Origin of the sequence: Acinetobacter ursingii DSM 16037 = CIP 107286, from assembly GCF_000368825.1 — a bacterium.
GTDB classification, from domain to species: Bacteria; Pseudomonadota; Gammaproteobacteria; order Pseudomonadales; family Moraxellaceae; genus Acinetobacter; species Acinetobacter ursingii.
The window spans coordinates 148,899-170,616 of the sequence record NZ_KB849710.1 but is presented as its reverse complement, the minus strand read 5'-3'; the positions used below and the strand labels follow the sequence as shown (position 1 = coordinate 170,616).

Annotated in this window: 21 protein-coding genes and 4 tRNA genes; 12 read left to right on the top strand and 13 right to left on the bottom strand. The window is 40.5% G+C overall.

Annotation, left to right across the window (positions count from 1 at the left end):
* Positions 1-37 precede the first annotated feature (37 nt).
* On the bottom strand, positions 38-2,023 hold the full coding sequence (locus tag F944_RS00920) for a lytic transglycosylase domain-containing protein (RefSeq protein ID WP_010588894.1): 1,986 nt from the start codon (positions 2,021-2,023) through the stop codon (positions 38-40).
* A 301-nt stretch (positions 2,024-2,324) separates the two neighbouring features.
* Here F944_RS00920 and miaB point away from each other — a divergent pair, with 301 nt between their 5' ends.
* The 3 genes from miaB (at position 2,325) to ybeY (ending at position 5,457) form a co-directional block, all read left to right on the top strand.
* Complete coding sequence (gene miaB, locus F944_RS00915; RefSeq protein ID WP_004985452.1) at positions 2,325-3,776, top strand: tRNA (N6-isopentenyl adenosine(37)-C2)-methylthiotransferase MiaB; 1,452 nt, start codon at positions 2,325-2,327, stop codon at positions 3,774-3,776.
* A 40-nt stretch (positions 3,777-3,816) separates the two neighbouring features.
* Positions 3,817-4,899: a PhoH family protein gene (locus F944_RS00910; RefSeq protein WP_004985450.1), complete on the top strand. Its 1,083-nt coding sequence runs from the start codon at positions 3,817-3,819 to the stop codon at positions 4,897-4,899.
* Between the two features lie 78 nt (positions 4,900-4,977).
* Complete coding sequence (gene ybeY / locus F944_RS00905; RefSeq protein ID WP_004985442.1) at positions 4,978-5,457, top strand: rRNA maturation RNase YbeY; 480 nt, start codon at positions 4,978-4,980, stop codon at positions 5,455-5,457.
* A gap of 24 nt (positions 5,458-5,481) precedes the next feature.
* Here ybeY and F944_RS00900 read toward each other — a convergent pair whose 3' ends face one another.
* Positions 5,482-6,363: an energy transducer TonB gene (locus F944_RS00900; protein ID WP_004985439.1), complete on the bottom strand. Its 882-nt coding sequence runs from the start codon at positions 6,361-6,363 to the stop codon at positions 5,482-5,484.
* A gap of 238 nt (positions 6,364-6,601) precedes the next feature.
* Here F944_RS00900 and F944_RS00895 point away from each other — a divergent pair, with 238 nt between their 5' ends.
* The 4 genes from F944_RS00895 (at position 6,602) to F944_RS00880 (ending at position 9,400) form a co-directional block, all read left to right on the top strand.
* Positions 6,602-7,297: a hypothetical protein gene (locus F944_RS00895; RefSeq protein ID WP_004985437.1), complete on the top strand. Its 696-nt coding sequence runs from the start codon at positions 6,602-6,604 to the stop codon at positions 7,295-7,297.
* A 155-nt stretch (positions 7,298-7,452) separates the two neighbouring features.
* A complete protein-coding gene (locus tag F944_RS00890) occupies positions 7,453-8,169 on the top strand; it encodes a DUF3108 domain-containing protein (protein WP_004985435.1) in 717 nt (238 codons plus the stop codon).
* An 86-nt stretch (positions 8,170-8,255) separates the two neighbouring features.
* On the top strand, positions 8,256-8,831 hold the full coding sequence (locus F944_RS00885) for a xanthine phosphoribosyltransferase (RefSeq protein WP_004985432.1): 576 nt from the start codon (positions 8,256-8,258) through the stop codon (positions 8,829-8,831).
* 194 nt (positions 8,832-9,025) lie between these two features.
* The gene (locus F944_RS00880; protein WP_004985429.1) at positions 9,026-9,400 is read left to right on the top strand and encodes a hypothetical protein; all 375 of its coding nucleotides are present in this window, start codon (positions 9,026-9,028) and stop codon (positions 9,398-9,400) included.
* Positions 9,401-9,578: 178 nt separating this feature from the next.
* On the opposite strand, the gene wrbA is transcribed toward F944_RS00880, so the two are convergent.
* A complete protein-coding gene (gene wrbA / locus F944_RS00875; protein WP_004985428.1) occupies positions 9,579-10,169 on the bottom strand; it encodes an NAD(P)H:quinone oxidoreductase in 591 nt (196 codons plus the stop codon).
* 109 nt (positions 10,170-10,278) lie between these two features.
* Between wrbA and F944_RS00870 the strand changes: the two genes are divergently transcribed.
* A complete protein-coding gene (locus F944_RS00870; protein WP_004985425.1) occupies positions 10,279-11,523 on the top strand; it encodes a YihY family inner membrane protein in 1,245 nt (414 codons plus the stop codon).
* A 42-nt stretch (positions 11,524-11,565) separates the two neighbouring features.
* Here the strand turns inward: F944_RS00870 and F944_RS00865 are convergent, their stop codons facing one another.
* Positions 11,566-12,486 (bottom strand): DMT family transporter, encoded by a 921-nt coding sequence (locus F944_RS00865; protein ID WP_004985423.1) that lies wholly within the window; start codon positions 12,484-12,486, stop codon positions 11,566-11,568.
* A 116-nt stretch (positions 12,487-12,602) separates the two neighbouring features.
* On the opposite strand from F944_RS00865, the gene F944_RS00860 reads away from it, so the two are divergent.
* Positions 12,603-13,406, top strand: coding sequence for an AraC family transcriptional regulator (locus tag F944_RS00860; protein ID WP_004985420.1), 804 nt, complete (start codon positions 12,603-12,605; stop codon positions 13,404-13,406).
* A 6-nt stretch (positions 13,407-13,412) separates the two neighbouring features.
* Here the strand turns inward: F944_RS00860 and F944_RS00855 are convergent, their stop codons facing one another.
* Positions 13,413-14,306 carry a LysR family transcriptional regulator gene (locus F944_RS00855; protein WP_004985418.1) on the bottom strand — a complete coding sequence of 298 codons (894 nt, stop codon included), beginning with the start codon at positions 14,304-14,306 and terminating at the stop codon, positions 13,413-13,415.
* A gap of 133 nt (positions 14,307-14,439) precedes the next feature.
* Between F944_RS00855 and F944_RS00850 the strand changes: the two genes are divergently transcribed.
* Together F944_RS00850 and F944_RS00845 are read left to right on the top strand one after the other, a co-directional pair.
* The gene (locus tag F944_RS00850) at positions 14,440-15,711 is read left to right on the top strand and encodes an MFS transporter (protein WP_004985414.1); all 1,272 of its coding nucleotides are present in this window, start codon (positions 14,440-14,442) and stop codon (positions 15,709-15,711) included.
* Between the two features lie 24 nt (positions 15,712-15,735).
* Positions 15,736-16,116, top strand: coding sequence for a VOC family protein (locus F944_RS00845; protein ID WP_004985412.1), 381 nt, complete (start codon positions 15,736-15,738; stop codon positions 16,114-16,116).
* A 49-nt stretch (positions 16,117-16,165) separates the two neighbouring features.
* Here F944_RS00845 and F944_RS00840 read toward each other — a convergent pair whose 3' ends face one another.
* Positions 16,166-16,807, bottom strand: coding sequence for a fumarylacetoacetate hydrolase family protein (locus F944_RS00840; RefSeq protein ID WP_004985410.1), 642 nt, complete (start codon positions 16,805-16,807; stop codon positions 16,166-16,168).
* Between the two features lie 32 nt (positions 16,808-16,839).
* Positions 16,840-17,337, bottom strand: a complete 498-nt coding sequence (locus F944_RS00835; RefSeq protein WP_004985404.1) for a YcxB family protein — start codon at positions 17,335-17,337, stop codon at positions 16,840-16,842.
* Positions 17,338-17,538: 201 nt separating this feature from the next.
* On the opposite strand from F944_RS00835, the gene F944_RS00830 reads away from it, so the two are divergent.
* Positions 17,539-18,846: an SRPBCC family protein gene (locus tag F944_RS00830; protein WP_004985400.1), complete on the top strand. Its 1,308-nt coding sequence runs from the start codon at positions 17,539-17,541 to the stop codon at positions 18,844-18,846.
* A gap of 81 nt (positions 18,847-18,927) precedes the next feature.
* Here F944_RS00830 and F944_RS00825 read toward each other — a convergent pair.
* The 6 genes from F944_RS00825 to F944_RS00800 all read right to left on the bottom strand — a co-directional run bounded on the left by F944_RS00825 (position 18,928) and on the right by F944_RS00800 (position 21,513).
* Positions 18,928-19,004: transfer RNA gene (locus tag F944_RS00825), tRNA-Arg, on the bottom strand.
* 116 nt (positions 19,005-19,120) lie between these two features.
* Positions 19,121-20,380, bottom strand: coding sequence for a GAF domain-containing sensor histidine kinase (locus F944_RS00820; RefSeq protein ID WP_004985399.1), 1,260 nt, complete (start codon positions 20,378-20,380; stop codon positions 19,121-19,123).
* Between the two features lie 409 nt (positions 20,381-20,789).
* Complete coding sequence (locus tag F944_RS00815) at positions 20,790-21,128, bottom strand: hypothetical protein (RefSeq protein WP_004985397.1); 339 nt, start codon at positions 21,126-21,128, stop codon at positions 20,790-20,792.
* Between the two features lie 74 nt (positions 21,129-21,202).
* Positions 21,203-21,279, bottom strand: a tRNA-Arg gene (locus tag F944_RS00810).
* Between the two features lie 52 nt (positions 21,280-21,331).
* Positions 21,332-21,408, bottom strand: a tRNA-Arg gene (locus F944_RS00805).
* 15 nt (positions 21,409-21,423) lie between these two features.
* Positions 21,424-21,513 (bottom strand) — tRNA-Ser (locus F944_RS00800).
* Between the last annotated feature and the right edge of the window lie 205 nt (positions 21,514-21,718).

Here is a 21,718-nt window from a genome sequence, read left to right as displayed (position 1 = left end):
AAAACTTAACCGTTATCATAAGAAGCCCCATCCTGTTTTAAGGTGTGCTACGAACAGGAATGGGAAGCATGCGTTGTTCTATCGATTGAGGCCCCCGCCCCAACAGAACACCATAATGTGCAGCATTGGTCATAACATGCTTTACATAATCTCGTGTTTCAAGTAATGGAATACTTTCCGTGTATTGATCGGCTGACAAAGCTTGAAAATCAGGCTGCCAGCGACGGGCACGATTTGGCCCAGCGTTATATCCTGCGGTTGCCAGCACCGGATTACCACTTAATTGCCCCTGAATCATGGATAAATAAAATGTTCCATAACGCACATTGGTGTTCATGTCAGTCAAAGCAGCAGGATTGTAAGTCTCACCCATTTGTCGGGCAATCAGTTTTGCTGTATCAGGCATAATTTGCATGAGCCCACCTGCCCCGACATGCGAACGTGCAGAGGTTACAAAGCGACTTTCCTGACGCATTAAACCATAAGCCCACGCAGGATCAATTCCTGCATTTTGACTATGATTCACCACCGTGACTTGATGGGGCATCACATAACGATAGGCATAATTATGTTTATTGACCGTACGGTCTGCCGCATAAATTGCACGATCATACCAACCCATTTCACTGGCACGTTGCGCAGCAGCCAGCAATAAACCATCATCTTGTTTTAAGTAAGCCTGACGTACTGCCCAGTTCCATTCACGATTAACATAGTTATCAGGCGCGTTGACATTGCGCAAAGTAAAAGCACGTCTAAAATGAATATCTTGATTCAATCGTTGTAAATCATTATTGGTCGCTTGGGTGTAAACTGGAATATCATTGTATTTTTTCCCCAAATGATCCCGCGCCAACAAATTATGATAGTCATCACCTGACTGAGCCAATTTTTGATAAATCTGCTGCGCTTGCTGTTTTGCCTGCCGATCATTGCGCTGTTCTAAAGCACGCGCTAACCAATATTGCCAACGATCTTCTTGCTTTTGACTGACCGACATGCCATCAATGGCACGAATCACACTTTCCCATGAACCAAAGCGGATGGCTTGGCGCGCATACACTTCCGCTTCTTCTGGACTGAAGGGATAGCCATAACTTAAATCAAAACTATTTAAAACTTCACGATTAAAGTTATTTTTCATGACTGTGGTACCGCCGATGTAACCCACCGTGCGATATAAATATTTTTGAACATCGGGCGGTGTGCCTTCTGCAACCCGCTTTACATTGCCCAATGCTGAAGTTAAATCACTATCTGCCAAACGACCTAAAGCAAAAATTAGATACGCATAATCGGTCTGGGAAGTTTTAGGCGCAGACCATAAATAATTCAGTGGATTGGATTGAATCTGATTCAACTGCGCAAGAGATAAACTCATGCCTAAAGTCTGCGCAGTGGACAGAGCCAGTCCAGATTGGCCTGCTCGTAACTGCCCCCACAAACGTTGTTGTTTATCCTGCGCAGACATCAGTGGGCTGGATTGCATCATCCGCCCCAATCCATTACAGGACTCTGGTTGGCTATTGGTGGTGAGCCAGACATCTTTATATTCAGCAAATACCAGTGGATCACCTGAACTGGCGCGAACTTGTGCCACAGCACAGCTTTCAGCACGATCTGGATTGGTTACATACGGCAATACAGGTTGAGCAGTTACCAAATCTCCTTGTTTAACTTTTTCTTCGACATAATCTGCCGATAATTTTTCAGCCATCGCAGAGTTAGGATAACGCTTGGCAAAATTAATAATGGTGGTGGCAGGCTGCAATCCTAAATCAGTGTTAAGTTTCCAATATTCTGGATAATAACCTAGCACATCATTTTGCATGGAAAATTGGTATTGATCGAGCGCAGTTAAATCGCCTGCATTGGCGGCACGTAATGCATCGTTAAATTGTTCCTCAGCAGCAAAAGCCACAGATGCTGAAAGTGATGTTAAGACACTGATCGCACTGGTATAAATCCATTTATTTTTAAAGAAAACTGCCACTGAAAATTTACTCTTTTTTTTCCATGCCATAGACGCTTTTTTAAACCCCAATCACTTCTGCGCTCTGCTAGTGTAATTACTCTTGACGCCCGCTACTGTTGTGTTATGTAAACTGCTGATTCAGCAACAGTAATATTCACATTTTTTTAATTGAAAAATCAACCATATTAGCGAATCACTTACTTATCACAGTCTGCAAAATATCTTGATCTGAAGCTCAATGTTTAGCCACTTCATTTATTTCGCGATCTTTGCCGCAAATACTGCTACAATTGCGCGCTTTCGTCGGATCAAATCCCGATAGACCGGTTTACTTTATTTAGGAGCCTACATGACGGTTCAAACTTTCATTCCTAATGGTGACAAAGCTGCCTCAGAAAACACTGTCACCCAGCCAGCGCACACCCAAGATGTTTCAATCAAGAAATTGTATATTGAAACTCAAGGGTGTCAGATGAATGAGTATGACAGTCATCGTATGGCAGATCTTTTAGGCGACTCTCATGGCTATGTCCTAACTACAGATCCGAAAGAAGCCGATATTCTACTAATGAATACCTGCTCGATTCGTGAAAAGGCTCAGGAAAAAGTATTTAGTGAGTTAGGGCGCTGGCGCAAGCTTAAAGAACATAATCCTGACCTGATTATTGGGGTTGGGGGCTGTGTTGCGTCTCAGGAAGGCGACAACATTCAAAAACGTGCGCCCTATGTCGATATGGTCTTTGGTCCACAGACTTTGCATCGCTTGCCACAGATGCTGGATCAACATCAGGATCAGGTCGAAAAACCAAAAAAAGATAAAATCAAACTAGTAGACATTTCTTTTCCAGATATCGAAAAGTTTGACTTTTTACCTGAACCACGGGTCGAAGGCTTTAAAGCGTTTGTTTCGATTATGGAAGGTTGTTCAAAATACTGCTCGTTCTGCGTCGTGCCTTACACACGCGGCGAAGAAGTGTCACGTCCTTTGGATGATGTATTGGCTGAAATCGCAGGATTGGCTGAAAAAGGGGTCCGTGAAATTTCATTGCTCGGCCAAAACGTCAACGGCTATCGTGGTGAAACTTTCGAAGGTGGAATTTGTACCTTCCCTGAATTGTTACGACTCGTTTCAGAAATTCCGGGCATCGGACGTTTGCGTTATACCACTTCGCATCCACTTGAGTTCTCTGATGACCTGATTCAATGCTACCGAGACTTACCACAAATGGTGTCTCATTTGCATTTGCCTGTACAAAGTGGCTCAAATGCCGTGTTACAAGCGATGAAGCGTAACCACACCATTGATGTGTATATCGAGAAGATTGCAAAACTCCGTAAAATCCGCCCAGACATGCATTTATCCAGCGATTTTATTATTGGCTTCCCGGGCGAAACCGATGAACATTTTGAAGAAACTTATCAATTTATCAAAGATTTGGATTTCGATCATTCTTATAGTTTTGTCTACTCAAAACGCCCTGGGACACCCGCGGCTGAGCTAGTAGATACGACATCCGAAACAGTCAAAAAAGAGCGTTTAGGCAAAGTTCAACATTGGATCAAGCAGTCTAGTATCCGTAAAACTGATGCCATGTTAGGTACAGTACAACGAGTATTGATTGAAAATGTTTCCGAGAAAAATCCAGACCTTTTAGTCGGGACTGCGGACAATACACGACTGGTTACATTTATCGGAGATCCTTCATGGGTGGGACGCTTCGCAGAGATTGAGATTACCGAGATCAAAACTTTGAATTTAGTTTATGGTGAACTCTTGAATCTTGAGCCTGACGTGGCGTAATGTAAGGGTATTAGAACAAGGCTAGAAAAAGGATAACTCTTTGACTGCAGCGATTCGACGTACCGTTACTTTTCCCGGCGTTTCAATGACCCGTTTAAAAAGCATGTTAGGTGCATACAACGGTCACTTGAAGCAGATTGAACAGCGTTTAGATGTACAAATAACTCATCGTGGTGACGCGTTCTACATCGATGGTGACATTGATGCAGTCGAACGAGCAGAATCACTGCTCCAGCGTCTTTACGATGAATCAGAAATTTCCAGCCAGATTAGTGCCGATATCTTACACCTGATGATTCAGGGCAGTCAGACTGATCGAGAGCTTATGGATGATTCCGAACAGGAACATACAGGTCTGGATAATGTCTGGCTACAAACTCCCAAAGGTCGTATTAACCCTCGTGGTACCAACCAAAAGCGTTATGTGCAGCGTATTTTACAAAGTGACATTTCGTTTGGAATCGGGCCAGCAGGAACAGGTAAAACCTATCTTGCCGTTGCTGCGGCTGTCGACATGCTGGAACGCAATGAAATCCAGCGTATCCTCCTTGTTCGACCTGCCGTTGAAGCAGGTGAAAAACTCGGCTTCTTGCCAGGTGACTTAGCTCAAAAAATCGATCCATATTTGCGTCCTCTTTATGATGCTTTATACGAAATGTTGGGTTTTGAAAAAGTTGCAAAGTTGATTGAACGTCAGGTGATTGAAGTCGCACCACTTGCTTATATGCGTGGTCGCACACTGAATCATTCTTTCGTGATTTTAGATGAAGCGCAAAATACTACGCCTGAACAGATGAAGATGTTTCTCACCCGTTTAGGCTTTGGTTCACGTGCTGTCATCACGGGCGATATCACGCAAGTCGATTTACCACGCGGACAGCAATCTGGTTTAGCGCATGCTTTACGTGTACTAGAACCGATTAAAGAAATTCACATTACCCGTTTTCATTCACGTGATGTGGTACGTCATCAACTGGTTCAGAAAATTGTTGAAGCCTATGAAGGCTGGGACTCTGAACAAAATCGCTTAAGTGCAGAAGCACGTGCTGAACGCAAAGCACGACAAGAAGCCTTGATGAATGAACATGATGCCGCGGCAGATGCCCAGCATCAGGAAGTTTAATATATTCATCAAGTTGTCTATCAACTTACAAAATCAGGGGATTGCCATGCATTCCCCTATTTTTATGAAGGATCAGGTTTGAAGCTTAATCTTAGTTTACAACAAGAATTTAAATCTTCTGATTTAGTCTTGAAGCGTGTTCAACTTAAAAAAACCATTGAAGTGACATTACGTCATGTGGATATTGACAGTGATTGTGAAATTGGGATTGCCTGTGTCGATCATGAAGAGAGTCATCGTCTAAATCTGGAATATCGCGGTAAAGATAAATCGACCAATGTACTGTCTTTTCCGAGTGATATTCCTGAAGAAGTTTTACCTTTACTGGATGCCCGCCCTTTGGGTGACTTGGTCATTTGTATTCCTGTTGTGCTACAAGAAGCCATTGAGCAAGATAAAACAGCACACGATCATTTTATGCATATGCTGGTACATGGCACTCTGCATTTACTGGGTTATGACCATGAACTGAGTGATGAAGACGCAGAAGAAATGGAAGCGCTAGAAATCGAAATTTTAGCCAAGTTGGGATTGGAAAATCCATATTTGGAGCGGTAGCTTTCAGTATTTCAATGAATACGTCTAATGCACTTCAAACTCAGCCTGTGCTGGGTTAAATTTCCATGTTCGGATAATCCGTAATTCGGAAATATCTTTCATTCCTGCATCAAAACGACCAAACGGTGCGCCACGGCGTACCGATGCTTTGGCAGCCTCATCCAGTATTGGATGTCCAGAACTCTCGATTAAACGAATCGCACGAATGCCGCCTTGTGCATTCAGCACCACCATGAGTCGAACTTCACCTGCTAAATTTTGTTGTTTGGCTTCATCTGGATAATAACGGTTGCCATAAAGTTCCACTTTTTCACGAAATTTATTTAAATAGGCTGCTGATGCATCTTGCTTGGCTTGAATACCATCTACGGTTTTAATCCGTTGCTGTCGGCTAAAATTCTGCTGACGCTGTAAATATTGCGCCTCAATGCTCGCGACCATGGCTGCTTTAGCTTGAAACTGGCTTTGTAAATCATCCTGTGCTTTTTTTCGCTGGTTTTCTTCCGCTTGTTTTTGCCAGCTTAATACCGTCATCAGCACTTTTTCTTCAAATTTTAGCTCACGTTGTTGCTGAATATGGTCAAGGGTTTGTGTTGGTGACTCACCTGAGCTTTGATCAGGCATGGCTTTGGGCATATCACTCGACATACGGTGAGAATCATGAAATTTTCCAGATCCTTTTTGATTTGCCTGTGCTAAAAAGTCGGCATGCTCAACCTGATCAGTACTTGGACGAATCGATACTGCAATTTCTTTGGTCGCAGTATCCGATGGCGCAGGCATGGCGAAATGAATCAGCAAAACGAAAATATGCAGCACGATTGCAATCGCAATTGCAGCCAATAAAATAGAATCCTGCCACCAGTGTCGAATAACTGGAAAATAACCTACATTTTTTTTAAACATTGTGTTCAACTAACAAAATGTTGCATCCCCACCTGTGAAAACAGGATAAAATAAAACCATTATTCATTTTTAAATAAAAGCGTGACCCACTTCAAAGCCAATAACAATAAGGTTTGAAGTTTTAAAAATGTAGCAATTAATTTTGCTAAACTGCAACAAATAAACTCATTTTTTTCATGTTTTAGATTAGATTGTAATTTTGCAATCGACCAAAACAGCTATTTTTTGGACAGCCTTTATGCCAACATTACTGTCATCGATTTCTAAACATTTGCGTCGAGCTTATGAAAAAGCCGAAGAATTTATCGAAGAAGAACGCGAAATTCCAGTTTCACAAGTATTCTTAAATGCCACCTTTAAACGCTATGTAACGGATAATCTCAGTTTTCTGGATGATTTACATGCCGATGTCTACGAGGGTTGGCTACGTTTGTATGCCAGTTTACATTTTAAAGGATTGAGTACCACACTTTCGGTCGATTTAAAGTTGATCCAAATGGAGCTCAATAAAGACACCCAACTTCTAGTCTTTGAACAAATTAGCGACACACAGGTTGTTGAAGCCAAATTTAAAAATACCTTACAGAAAATCGCATTTAACAGTTATGTTTTTTTCTATCACAAAATATTGCGCAAAGATCCGCTCGGCCCGATTCTTGAGCGTTTCGAGGTAGTCAAAGTCAAAGATGAGCTTTTATTTTTAGATTTAAATCGCTGGTTAGGCAAAAACCGTAGTGTGATCGATGCACTTTCCAAAGTTCATGTTAATCATGCACAACTGAGAGAAGCAGAGCTGGTGGTACTGGGCAATGTCAACTTTATGGCACTCTTTAATAAAGGACTGAGTAAGCCAAGAGATCAAGAGGATGCTGCCGAAGAAGAGTTAGAACTTGCAGAAACCACGGTCACTCCGATACGACAAAAAAATGAATAAGCTCAGAAACAAAACACGCATAAAGACATTAAATATCAACATAATGAAACAATGCATACGGAAATACTGCGTTTTTCTTCATCACGAAATGTAATACTATCTGGAATGATTGAAGACTCTTTCACTATTTCATTTATGACATCAGGAACTTTCTTATGGCACTTCATGTAACGAAAACCATGACTTTGGCAGCTAGTCTGACCACAGCACTGTTATTTACAGGCTTTTCCAGTCATGCACTCGCCATGAGTCCTTTTAAGGCAAGTTATCAATTTTCCTATAATGGGAAAAATATGGGTTCAGGAACACGAACCTTAAGCCAACAAGGCAATAACTGGACTTATGATTTTTCTGCGAAAGCAGGTGTGATTGCTTCTGCCAGTGAAATTAGTAAATTTAGCTTTAATAATGGGCAAATTAGTTCACAGCAATTTAGCCGTAGCAGTAAGATTCTGGTGCATAACAACACCATGAATATCAATTTCAACCCATCCAGCAAAACCATTAACACTCAAAAAGATGATAAAAAACGGTCGTTTGCTTGGAAAGCGGGGGTACTTGATGAACTCAATGCTGAATTACAAATTCGCGAAGATTTAAAGGGAAATGGTATAAAAGCCACCTACCCAATTGCGGATGCCAAAGGTATTGATACACGCCGTTTTGTGAAACAAGGGACTGAAAATATCAAAACCCCTTATGGTACATTCAATACCATTAAAGTCATTATTCAATATGACAATAAACCAGGTCGTAATACCACGTTTTGGTTAGCCCCTAAACTGGATTACTTACCTGTGAAAGTCAGTCATGTCGATGAGAAAACTTCTTATGGACTGCTCTTAACAGGTTATTCTGGTAAAACTAACTAAGAATTGTCGATTTTGGCTTGCATTTTTTTGGATGCTTTTTAAAATACGCTTTTGCTGAAAAGGCATCCGCCCTAGAGGATTCTCCCGTGCATGCACTAGAACAGAAAATCTTAACAGAAGGTATCGTTCTATCTGATCAAGTTTTGAAAGTCGACGCTTTCTTAAATCACCAAATTGACCCTGTACTGATGCAGAAAATTGGTAAAGAGTTTGCTGCTCGTTTCAAAGATGCAGGCATCACCAAGATTATTACCATTGAAGCATCTGGTATTGCGCCTGCGATTATGACAGGTCTTGAACTGGGTGTTCCTGTGATTTTTGCACGCAAATATCAATCATTGACTCTGAAAGATGACTTGTACCGTGCCAAAGTATTTTCATTTACCAAACAAACTGAAAGTACCATTGCCATTTCCAATAAACACATCAACTCAAGCGATAAAGCTTTAGTGATTGATGACTTTTTGGCAAATGGTCAGGCTGCTTTAGGTTTGATTGATTTGATTCATCAAGCGCAAGCCGAAATTGTAGGCGTTGGAATTGTGATTGAAAAATCATTCCAGTCTGGTCGTGATCTACTGATCGAAAAAGGTTATCGCGTTGAATCTCTAGCACGAGTTCAATCATTAACCGATGGTAAAGTGACTTTTGTCAAAGAATAATTCGAGCAGAATTCCTTGAATGATCTAAAAGAGCGCTTCGGCGCTTTTTTTATTTCTGTCAGATTTTAAACAGCGTCATTTAACGCTCATCACGCATTTTTCTGCTATTTTCATCATTTCATTTACAACTGCGCTAAACTATTGAGCTATGATTCGGCTAGAATGATTTGAAGAAAAATAGGAAATTGAATTACATGGGTAAAGCGCAAAAAGAAACGGAAACAAAAGTAGTCTGCCCTAAATGTGGTTCGACCGATCTTGAACAACGCAATCATGAACAAGTTTTACAAAAAGCTGGTGGTGTACTTTTAACCTCAGCAGGCGCAGCCGCTGGAACAGTAGGGGGTGCGGCCTCTGGTGCATCGATTGGTGCGGCCATTGGCACTGTCGCAGGACCTTTAGGGGTGATTGTAGGGGGAACAGTCGGAACCTTTGTCGGTGCGATTAGTGTTGGAATTACGGGTGGTTTTTTAGGTAATCGTTTTGGGAAAAAAGCGGGCGTAATGATCGATAAAAATATTTTTCAAGATTATAAATGCCTAAAATGTGGTTATCGTTTTAAGCAGTAGATTTCTTTCGGAAGTGCTTTTTATCTCTCTGCTACGCAGAAAAAAAAGAATAGTCCAACCGTTTTGAAAGAAATCTAGCCATTTGTCGCTTTAAAGTTTGTCCATTTGAAATGGCTCATTTTAAAAATCGATACATCGCGATTGGAATATAATTTAACACATCACTATGATCTGGATTTCAAGATAATTTCAGCGCAACTTCAGCCAAACGCTTGCCCATTGCTTCACACAATATTTTTTCATCCTGACTTAATTCCTGATCATGTCTTGGACCACTGACATGACTTGCGCCATAAGGGGTGCCGCCTGTTTTCGTATTAGATAGCGCGGCAATCGAATTAGGTAAGCCCAAAATCATCATACCGTGATGAAATAAAGGCGGAAGCATGGTCAACAGAGTACTTTCCTGACCACCATGCATAGAACCCGATGCAGTAAATACACACGCAGGCTTGCCATGTAATGCTCCATTTAGCCAAAGGCTCGTGGTTTGATCCCAAAAATACTTCATTTCACTGGCCATATTGCCAAAACGAGTGGGTGAACCCAGTGCCAGACCTGAACAATGTGCCAAATCATCTAAAGTACAATAGAGATCGCCTTCTGCTGGCACACTTGGCTGTGCCTCTGTAACGACCGTAGCCAGTTGCGGCACGGTTCGAATTTTTACTGGCATACCTGCGGCTTCTACGCCATTGGCAATGAGATGTGCCATCTGTTTGGTTGAACCATACTTACTGTAATAAAGGACAAGAATATAAGACTGCATAATTTTAAAATGAGGTATTAAAAACAAAACTATACGATATTTATGGCCTTTTTTGGTTAAGCTTTACATGGAAAACCTAAAAAGATCAAAAAAATGAGACTTTATTTTTATGCTGAATTTTTTAAAAAAGTTACCTTTTTACGATAAAACATGGTTTCAGTTTATCCTGTTTGTACTGCGTCGTTTTGAAGCAGATCGTTGTCGTGAACATGCAGGGGCACTGACTTACACCACGTTATTTGCAGTGGTTCCAATGTTGACGGTTTTTTTGGTGATTATCTCCTCCATTAAAGCACTTGAACCTGCTAGACAACAATTACAGCAGCTCATTTACAGTAATTTTCTGCCCAAAAGTACCATTGCCTTTGATCGAATCTTAAATTCATTTACCGAGAAATCCAGTAATTTGACTGTCATCGGGGTGTTATTTTTGTTTGTTACGACCGTGATGATGCTTAGTACCATTGAAACCGCATTTAACCGTATTTGGCGGGTGCGTGAAACCCGTGGTGGCATCGTCGGTTTTATGCGTTATTGGACCATTATTTCACTTGGGCCTATTTTATTAGGAAGTGCCTTCGTCATTTCTTCTGCTGTCGCATCCATGAATATCCTCAGCAATAATTTTGCAGGCTATGAGCTAAATGGTGCTTTTGTGCTATGGCTGATTTCATTTGGATTGACGATTATTGGATTTTTCTTTTTATATTGGACAATTCCAAATCGAACGATTCCCATTTATTCAGCCATCATTGCGGCTTGTTTTAGTGCCACACTCTTTGAATTACTCAAAAACATTTTTAGTTTCGCGATGTCTAATTTTACCAGTTATGAACTGGTGTATGGTGCTTTTGCTGCGATCCCCATCTTTTTATTGTGGATTTTTCTTTCATGGAATATTGTGCTTCTTGGCGTTGAAGTCAGCTATGCATTGACCGCCTTTCATTCACAAAAAATTCAGACTCGACACCCTGTGCTCATGCTATTGGATGTACTGGAACTTTTTTATAAAAAACAGAAACTAGGTGAAAGTGTGACGGATCTTGAAGCACTGGATATTATGGGGCGTGGTGAAATTGGACGCTGGCCAGGCTATGTGGAAATGCTAGAAAAGCAGAACTTGATCAAACGTACTGATAAAGATGAATATGTTTTAGTCAGAAATTTATCACAAGTCGATTTCTGGTCATTTTATACCGCTTTACCTTTTTCCTTACCGCGTCGTCAGGATGTTGGAAATATTCACCCTGATGATGAATGGATGCAAAAACTAGGGCCTGCCTTGATTGAATCGGATGATTATCTGGCTGCCAAACTGGCTATTCCTCTTTCAACTATTTTTGAAGAGAAATAATAATTTGAAGATATCGTTTGATTTAAAACGGTATCTTCATATTTAGATTTTAAGCCTCTTCGATTGTATCCAACCTGGCAGACTGACCACAATCACACCCAGCAACACCAAAGCCGTTCCAATCAAGAAATTTAGTTCCAGTTTTTCATTGAGCAGGTAAACACCAAATCCCATCCCAAAAATCGGGGTAAGAAATGAAAATACCCCTAAACGTGACGCCAAATATGTTCTTAATAGCCAGAACCACGCCAGAAAACTCGCAAAAGAAACGACAAATGTATGAAAAATCAGACTCCCCACTGCCAATGGAGTAAAGTGAATCTCAGTTTGCCCTGTAATCCATGCCACAATCATCAATACAATGAAACCACCCAACATTTGATAAAACATGGTTTGGGTAGCAGGTGCTTGGGAAAGTGGTGTCAAACGTATCGAAATGGTCGTTGCAGCCCATGCGATTGCAGCCATAAGTGCTAAACCGTCGCCCCACAAAATCGACTGTGTATCAATCCCCTGCACGGTCTGTGGTCGAATGAAAGTAAGGATGACTCCCAAAAAAGCAATGCCAATTCCTGACCATTGTAAAATGCTTAAACGTTCAGCGGGAAGTTTCCAGTGCAAACCCAATGCAACAAAAATGGGGGCTGTATAAAGTAATACTACGGTATGCGAAGCATAGGTATGCCGAATGGCTTCAGCGAGTAAAAAGAACTCAAGCGCAAAGAAAAAAGCCACCAATAGCCCTGAACGCAAATAAACGGGTGCCAAAAGTTGGATATTTTTTTCTCGACACAAAAGTGGTAAGACTAAAACTGCGGCTAGCCCTGAACGTAATGCGATTTGCATGATGGGTGAAATATCGGGAGCAGCCATTTTTAAAATGACTTGCTGTAAGCCCCAGATCATGCAGAGCACGACCATGAGACCAGATGCACGTGCATCTAACGCCTTCCGATCATCCACCGTCTATTCCTTTATTCAATCAATGAAAATGGACTATAGCGCTGACCTATTTAAATGATATAGTTCAAATCAGACAACTTATCACCCAATACAGGCAACTCAACTCAAATACCGCTATGAAAAAAACAGCGCATCTCATCAAAAAATTTTTGGAAATCCCTGCCTGTAATGATATTCCCGCACCGCTCTGGTGTCAGGTGAGAGATGCGCCTGCCGAAACCATTTATCCGCAACATGAACACGCATGGGGAGAATTTATTTACGCATATCATGGTGTTTTGGAGGTAAATGTCGATTCAATTCATTATTTAACCCCGCCGCCTTATGGTTTGTGGCTACCACCGCATTTAAAACATAGCGGACTGAATCGGACAAAAGTGACACATTGTACGGTGTATATTCATGAATCTTTATGTCAGCACATGCCAAAACATGCAGGAATTCTCCTTAGTTCTGCACTGGTTCCTGCGATTATGGAACACCTTAAAAATAATGTAGTGGCACAGACAGACCCAGATGAACATTTACGATTATTGTATGTGTTATTAGATCAACTTCAACATGCTCAAATTGTAGGAAGTTATCTACCAACTACGTCACATCCATTGTTACAGCCTTTACTTGACCATTTAAAACAAAATCCGTCTGATCATCATTCGTTGGCAGAATTGGCTCAACTGGTTAATACCAGTGAACGAACATTGGCACGCTATAGTCAAAGTGAACTTGGCATGTCATTACATGAATGGAGACAACGCTTACGCGTCATGCAGGCATTACCCTTACTTGAACAAGGTCATACGGTAGAAAGTATCGCGCTAGATTTAGGTTATGCCAGTGCGACAGCTTTTATTAATCTATTTAAACGTTGGATGGGCCTTACCCCTGATCAATTTAGAAAAACATTTTCTGCATGGTAAATGCATTCAATCGTTTTTCAGTAAAGACTGAATAAGGCTAGAAAAATTGATCGCAGCTTGGGCATGCGTATTTCGTCGATAAGCAAGAGAGAAACCAACTACGGGTTTAGGTTCAGCCACTTGTAAATACTGTACGCCTTTAATGCCTAATTGCATGGCGGAGGCTGGCACTAATGACACACCCAAGTTTGCGGCCACGAGTGAAACAATCGATACAATTTGTGGGGCACTTTGTCCAATTTTGGGTTCAAGTCCATGACTACGGCATGCATCCAGTACAGCATCATGCAAACCTGCACTCACCGAATGTGCAGCCATAATAAAATTTTCATCTTTTAACAATTTAAGCTGTATTTCCTGTTGCTGATCAATCATGCGTTCTAAAGGCATCACTACAACTAGTGGCTCGTACATTAAAGTCTGAATATGAATATCTATAGGCACATGGTGGGGTGGACGAATTAAAGCAATATCAAGCTGATCATTCAGCAATCGATCAATTAAAACCAAAGAATTTCCTTCTTCTAAACGAAGTTGGACTTTAGGGTATTGCTGCTGAAACAAACGAATACTATGAGGTAAGACTGGATTAAGCATTGCGGTTCCAGTGAAACCCAGACGTAATTGCCCTAGTTCACCGTTCGCCATTTGCTGAGCCAAACTCACAGCATCGTCCACTCGCTGTTGAATCGGCTGTACCGTATTTAGAAAAACCTGCCCTGCTGCGGTCAATTCCGCTCCATGTGACGAACGATAAAACAACTCTGTTCCAATCTCGTCTTCCAGATTTTTGATTTGCATGCTTAAGGGTGGCTGACTAATTCCCAAACGCTGGGCTGCTCGAGTAAAACTTTTTTCTTCTGCAACCACCAAAAAATAACGAATATGCCGGAGTTCCATATATAAAACATATAGTGATTGATATTTATATATATTAGACAAATAATACTCAGATTGCTATTCTCACCTTGTTGGCAGCTAGGCAAGCACTGCCAACACACTCTCTTCTTTTTAAAAAACTCTGGTTTATTTCATGACGATTCCTTCAACAGTAAGCGAGTCTGAACGCGGTATTGATTCACCTCAAATTATTCATAAGACCAATACTGAACATTGGATTAGCCGTGGCACATCTGCTTACCTGAAAGCAGGACTTGCACTTTTCTTACTCGGTTTTGCAAGTTTTTCCATGATTTACTGTGTGCAACCATTGTTACCTGAATTTACCCATACATTTCATATCAGCCCAGGTACCAGTGCGCTTGCCTTGTCACTGACCACTGGATTACTGGCAGTTTCCATTTTATTGTCCAGTGCTTTTTCTCAGGCTTTAGGTCGCAAAGGTCTAATGTTCGTTTCGATGGGCTTAGCCGCACTGCTGAATATTTTGTGTGGCCTTGCACCCAATTGGCATATTTTACTCATTGCCCGTGCGGTACAAGGTTTTGTGATCGGAGGCGTTCCTGCCGTTGCAATGGCATGGATTGCTGAGGAAATTCATCCCGCTCATTTGGGTAAAACCATGGGGCTATATATTGCAGGAACTGCGTTTGGCGGCATGATGGGTCGTGTTGGGATGGGTTTACTGACACAATATTTCTCATGGCGTGTTGCATTGGGGGTATTAGGTGTAATCTGCCTGATCTGCGCTTTAGGATTTTTATGGTTACTGCCTAAATCTCAAAATTTTATTGCACAAAAAGGGATACAGCTTCAGTTTCATTTATCTGCTTGGAAAAATCATTTAAAAAATCCTCGACTGGTTCGTATTTATGCGATCGGCTTTCTCATTACCAGTATTTTTGTCACCTTATTTAACTATGTCACTTTTCGCTTGGCTGCTACACCTTATCAACTCAGTCAAACCCAGATCAGTCTGATCTTTTTGTCTTATAGTTTAGGGATGATTTCCTCATCGCTTGCAGGTTCTCTGGTAGACAAATTTGGCAGAAAAATGGCAATGTTGATGGGTTTTGGTTTTATGTTAGCGGGAATCCTGCTCACCCTGAACGCTGGTTTATTTGCAATTATTATTGGAATTGCAGCCATTACCACGGGGTATTTTATTGCACATGCTATTGCCAGCAGCAATGTGGGACTGGAAGCAAAACAGGCCAAAGGCCATGCAACTGCACTGTATTTGTTATTTTATTATTTGGGTTCAAGCATCATTGGTTCTGTAGGGGGATGGTTCTGGCAATACGGCGGTTGGCATGCTGTTGTATATCTGACACTGGCACTGGTTGCTGTGGCCATTTTTATCGTGATGACCGCGCCAAAACCGTTGCAAGCATCATCAAATTAATGATTTGAAAACGGAGATCAAATTATGCGAATTTCTCATCTTGATCATTTAGTGTTGACGGTTGCAGAGATTGAAGCGACCTGTAACTTTTATCAACACGTATTAAATTTTGAAGTGATTGAGTTTGGAGAAAATCGTAAAGCGCTCAAGTTTGGTTCTCAAAAAATCAATCTACACCAAACAGGGCATGAATTTGAACCGAAAGCCGCTTTCCCAACCCAAGGTTCTGCCGATCTTTGCTTTATCAGCGAAACGCCGATAGAACACATCATTCAACAGTTAAAACAACTGCATATTGATATCGAACAAGGTCCAATCCAGCGTACAGGTGCAATGGGTGCTATTTTATCGGTTTATATTCGCGACCCAGATCACAATCTGATTGAGATTTCAAATTATCTTTAAGTAATAAAAAGCCTGCTTCAAATAGCAGGCTTTCTTCATCACAGCAAAATTAGGCTTTAACAAAGGTTTCCCAAACAAATTGTTGAGTTTTACCATTAAGCACCATTTTGAGCTGATCACCACGTTCTAGCGGCCCTACACCTGCGGGTGTTCCAGTCATGACGACATCCCCTGCTTCTATCGTAAATGCCTGACTCATATTACACAGATATTCACCAACACTTAATAGTAAATAGGCTGTATCACCCTGTTGGCGAACCGCATCATTAATATAAAAACGATAGGTCACATGTTTCCAGTCTTCAATTTCACTGACATCGACCCAATCGGCCAATACGCATGCACCATCAAAAGCTTTAGCTCGCTCCCACGGCTGACCTTTATTTTTTAGCTCAGTTTGTAAATCCCGTAACGTCAAATCCAGACCAATCGTGACCGCACCAATCGCGGCTAAGGCTTTTGCTGGATCAGTTTCATTCTTGAGCGGCTGATCGATTCGCAAGGTCAATTCACATTCAAAATGACAACTTCCATTCGCTGGATTCCATTCAATTCCATCCTGCAAACCAATCAAGCTACTTGGTGGCTTAATAAATAACACTGGACGATCGGGAATGGCATTGCCGAGTTCTTTGGCATGCTCGGCATAACTTCTACCCACACAAATAATTTTTGATGGTCGTGCGTTCATAAGACTTCCCTTTACATGGCGTTACGTATTGATTATTTTTTAAAGGTGTTTTCAAACTGAGTTTGTTGTGTACTGTCGCTAAAGGCACGTTTTGGCACAATCACCACGGTACGATTTTTCAGTTCAATCATATAGGTCAATTTACCTTTGGCAAAATTGACCACTTCACTATACGCGAATTGTTGCTTACGACCATTCGCATAAAGTTCCATACGATCTTGATACAAGTCGATGCCCTGTTCACTTTTACCAAACTGATATTTGACAAACTGACGTTTAAACATCATGGGTAAAAACCAGTAACGCATCAAAATTTGCATCACCAGAAAAAATGCACCCAATGCGACGTAATAACGTCCAACACCAGAAAATCCGAGATAAAAACCCCAAATGATAATCGCAATACTAATCACGGGCGTAATAAAGCGAGTCAATTGTTTTTTTCCAAACGTCGCAAGTGCAAAGCCGTCTTGAGATTCTTCTAAATTGAGTTGATAACGCAATGAAATGGCGGGTTTCAGTTCTGACATAAAATGTTCAACATAAATGATGAATTACCCTCAAAATACTACACCAGTTCGACTATTTTATTTAGCGCTTGATCACATTTGATTAAGAATTTAATCCCCCTGACATTGATCAGTATTTACATAAAATGACTTTTTTTTGAAGCTAAAACGTTTTAAACACTTAAGACTCAATCAAAACAATAAACTATTTTCGAGGATGTTATGCAACGATTTGCCTATGGATGTGGCATTTTTCTCAGTTTGATCAGTTACAGCAGCATCGGTTCTGCGCAATTTGTCTCGTGGAATGAAAATATTCCAAGCAGTCTGGCATTGTTCCAACAAAATCCTCAAGAACTGGCAGATTTGGCTCAAAACAATATTTTAATTTATGCACAACCTTATACCAAAACCAATGTACCTACCCAAAAGAAAAACCCGCAACCGACCGTCCAGTTTGTCAGTTCAGCCATTATTGTGCCTGTCAGCACACAGGAGGTTGCCAAAGTATTAACCGATTACAATCATTATGTTGGCCTATTCCCCACGTTAAAATCTGCGAAAATTGAAGAAAAAAACGGTAATACCACGCGGGTAAAATATAAAATTCAAATTCCGACCCCGATTCCAGTGCTTAACTTTAACGAAGATATTTCCATGCAACATCAAATAGGGAATAACAGTATTGCCAGTTTAATTACCGATGCACCTGTACCCTATGGCTTAGGAAAATTTGAATGGTTTAGTTTAGGCCCACAAAAAACGCTGATTACCTTGACACAATGGGGTGACCTAAATCAGATTAATGGTTTTTTACTTCGCAAGATGTTGTCTGCTGTGCCTGATGCAAAACTCGGCATCCCGATTGGCAGTAATGCTTTTATACTTGAGTCTTTACAACGTAAATGGACAAAAACTCAGACTACGGCACTTGATGCGAGTCAATTACCGCCGTTACAACTTACGAGCAATCAAATTAGAAAAATAAGTGAAATAAGCCGAAGTACGGGATATCCAGTGTCTTTTATTCAACCTGCGTCCTCGATACCTTATCCTCAAGGACGTGAAACAATGCGCTTCACCACAACATATCAGTATTACGCAAAAACACCACAGCAACTGCAAAACTGGCTCAATCCTGCGTCTTTTCAAAGTTTATTTCCAAGACAAATCAAAAAAGTGGAATTGAGTTCTCCTGCCCCCCAATTACAGGACGCTAATTTTCGGGTTTCGGTAGGATTAGGAGTTATTAACATTCCATTTGATTTTAAAATGCGTTTTAACCATATCGACTCCAATCAATCACAATATAATGCCATTGGTGGTGATTTACGCTTTGTTAAAGGAGGGATGCAATTACTACCACAGAATAATAATGGCACACTACTTAAAATGACCAGTGCCGCCAAAATTGATGAAAAAGCGCCGTTTTTATTACGCGCAATGCGTAGTTTACCTTATCACGATATGTTGCCCGCAGCCGGTGGCAATGCTGTCTTTAGTCTAAAAATTAAAGAGAAAATGAAATAATTTTGTAAGAAATGCCATTTATGATAAGCACAAAAAAACCACTTAAAAAGTGGTTTAATTTAACTCATATCGAGTTCAAGTTGGTGCGCTCAGAGAGATTCGAACTCCCGACCCCTTAGTTCGTAGCCAAGTGCTCTATCCAGCTGAGCTATGAGCGCGTACTTGATGGAGCGCATTATACGCATTTTTTCTGCATTGATAAGTCTTTTTTCACAAAACTGTCACCAAACGTTTAGTTATTAGGCATTGTTTTAAAATTTATACTGATGAAAGATTATCCTATCATTCTGAGTTCATGATTTATGCTTGGAAGATGAGTTTGATCGATAGGCAAACAAATCGTAAATATGGTTCCTTCGCCCTTTTGCGTTGTCACTTGTACATTTCCACGATTTTTTTCAATGAACTGTAAACACAGTAAGAGTCCTAAACCAGATCCTTTTTCGCCATCCGTACCTTTTTCACTGCGAATCTGCTTTCTCTGGTTAAAGTTTTGAAAAGATTCATCTGACATACCAACACCTGTATCACGGACGGTAATTTCGACTTGTCCATTTTGGGTTAAGGCAGATATATAAATTTGACCACCATTCGGTGTAAATTTGAGGGCATTGGAAATAAGATTCTGAAATACCGAAAGCATCATGTTTAAATCGACAAAGCAATGTAAATCCTTTTCGATATTACATTCGATCTGAATACTTTTTTTCTGTGCAACTGCCTGAAGAATTTCACAAACATCTGACATCAGTTCTGCCATATTGACAGATTGCGGGTTATAAACAATTGCGCCACCTTCCGACATCGCCCACTGCAATAAATTTTCCAGAAGCTTAAATGTCGCTTGGGCTGTACTGCGCAAATAACCTGCAATATCACGAATGCCCTGTTCATCCAGTGTTTCGATTTCTGTCTCTAGTACATCAGAGAAGCCTAAGATGCCATGAAATGGTGCGCGTAAGTCATGAGCAATAATGGAAAAAAACTTATCTTTACTTGCATTTAAGTATTCTAATTCTTGGTTTTTTTGTTGTATTTCAAAATTGGATTTACGCAGTTCAAACTGTTGGACGACTTGCGCTGCTAAAACAGCAAGCGCCTGACACTGATCAGAAGTTAATTGACGTGGTTTAGAATCAAGAACACACAAGGTACCCAGATTAAAACCATCATAGGTTTTTAATGGCGCGCCTGCATAAAAACGAATCCCGAGATCACTTTTTACTGTTGGATTATCATGGAATCTTTCATCAAGCAAAGTATCTTCTATAATAAAGATGTCCTGCTGCAAAATCGCATGGCTACAAATACTGTATTTTCGCTCAACTTCTCCACGCGGTACGCCATAAGAGGATTTAAACCAACTGCGGCTTTCATCGATCAAACTAATAATAGAAACTGGTGCCTCACAAATTTTTGACGCCAACAAAACAAGATCATCTAGACATTGTTCAGCCATGGTATCCAAAATCTGATACTCATTTAAGGCATGCATCCGTCCCAATTCATTTTCAGGCAGTTTTGCTTCAATCATTTTAAGTCTCAGTTATGATCTAGTTCGGTTTTAAAAAAAGCTTAAAACAACTACTATAGTTTGTAACAACCCACCTATAATTATGTATTATTATTGATAATACAACGATTTATACAGCCATCCTATGTATGAAATGCGTAATTAAGATAAATGGTGTATGCATTTTCCGTATAAATATATCTACGTTTGAACAATTCTATATTTAATGCATTGAAGTTAAGCGTGTAAGTTTTTATCTTTTTAACGCGTTATGATGCGCTTTTACGATGCTTGATATAAACGACTAGAAATAGAAACAGAGTGTCCTTCTGGATCTTTCAATTTGCAAATTGATAACCATCCCGTATTTCATGCATTCATAGCTTGATATCTGGTTTTAACTATTTCATCTTGTTGCAACAATATCAAATCATTTCCAAGCAAGTAAATTCTCACAATCCTTTAAAGATTTCCGAGCTTGTTGTTGCTCCGCTAATTTTAAATCCTGAAACTCAGAAAAGACCAGACGCGCAAATCGTGTTTTAAAAGTGGGCTTATGCAATGCGTAATCTGGATAAGAGTGTTTTTGCACTTTTTCCATTTCAATGAAAATATGATCCTTTTCTGTTAAATCATCTTTTTGAATCACCAAGCAGAATAATGCGCGATAATCTTCATATTGGGCTGGCGAAGGCTGCCAAATTTTATACGCAATCAAACTCAGAACGGAAATGGACAAGACGATTAAGATAGGTTTAATCAATGACATGAAATAAATAACAGATCAATTTTATCGATATTATAAAACAAAAAAACCGCAATTAAGCGGTTGATTGTTCAAGTTGGTGCGCTCAGAGAGATTCGAACTCCCGACCCCTTAGTTCGTAGCCAAGTGCTCTATCCAGCTGAGCTATGAGCGCATTACTTGTGTGCCTATATAAAGGCTTCGTTAATTTCGAATACTTGTTAAATTGGTGCGCTCAGAGAGATTCGAACTCCCGACCCCTTAGTTCGTAGCCAAGTGCTCTATCCAGCTGAGCTATGAGCGCATCGTAAGTATTCGTTGGCGGTGAGAGAGGGATTCGAACCCTCGGTACAGTTACCCGTACGCATCCTTAGCAGGGATGTGGTTTAAGCCACTCACCCATCTCACCGTAACGAGCCGCCATAATACAAACTTAGCCTGTGAACTGCAAGTCATCACATCTAATTTTTCTTAGTTTTTTATCCAATCAACTATTTTTTAAACAAAATTGGACGCTAATGAATTAATGAGTGTTTACAGCTTGTTAATATAATGACTATCTTTGCGCTATACCTATGCAAAACTAAATCACATAGACTTGTCATGATGATCAT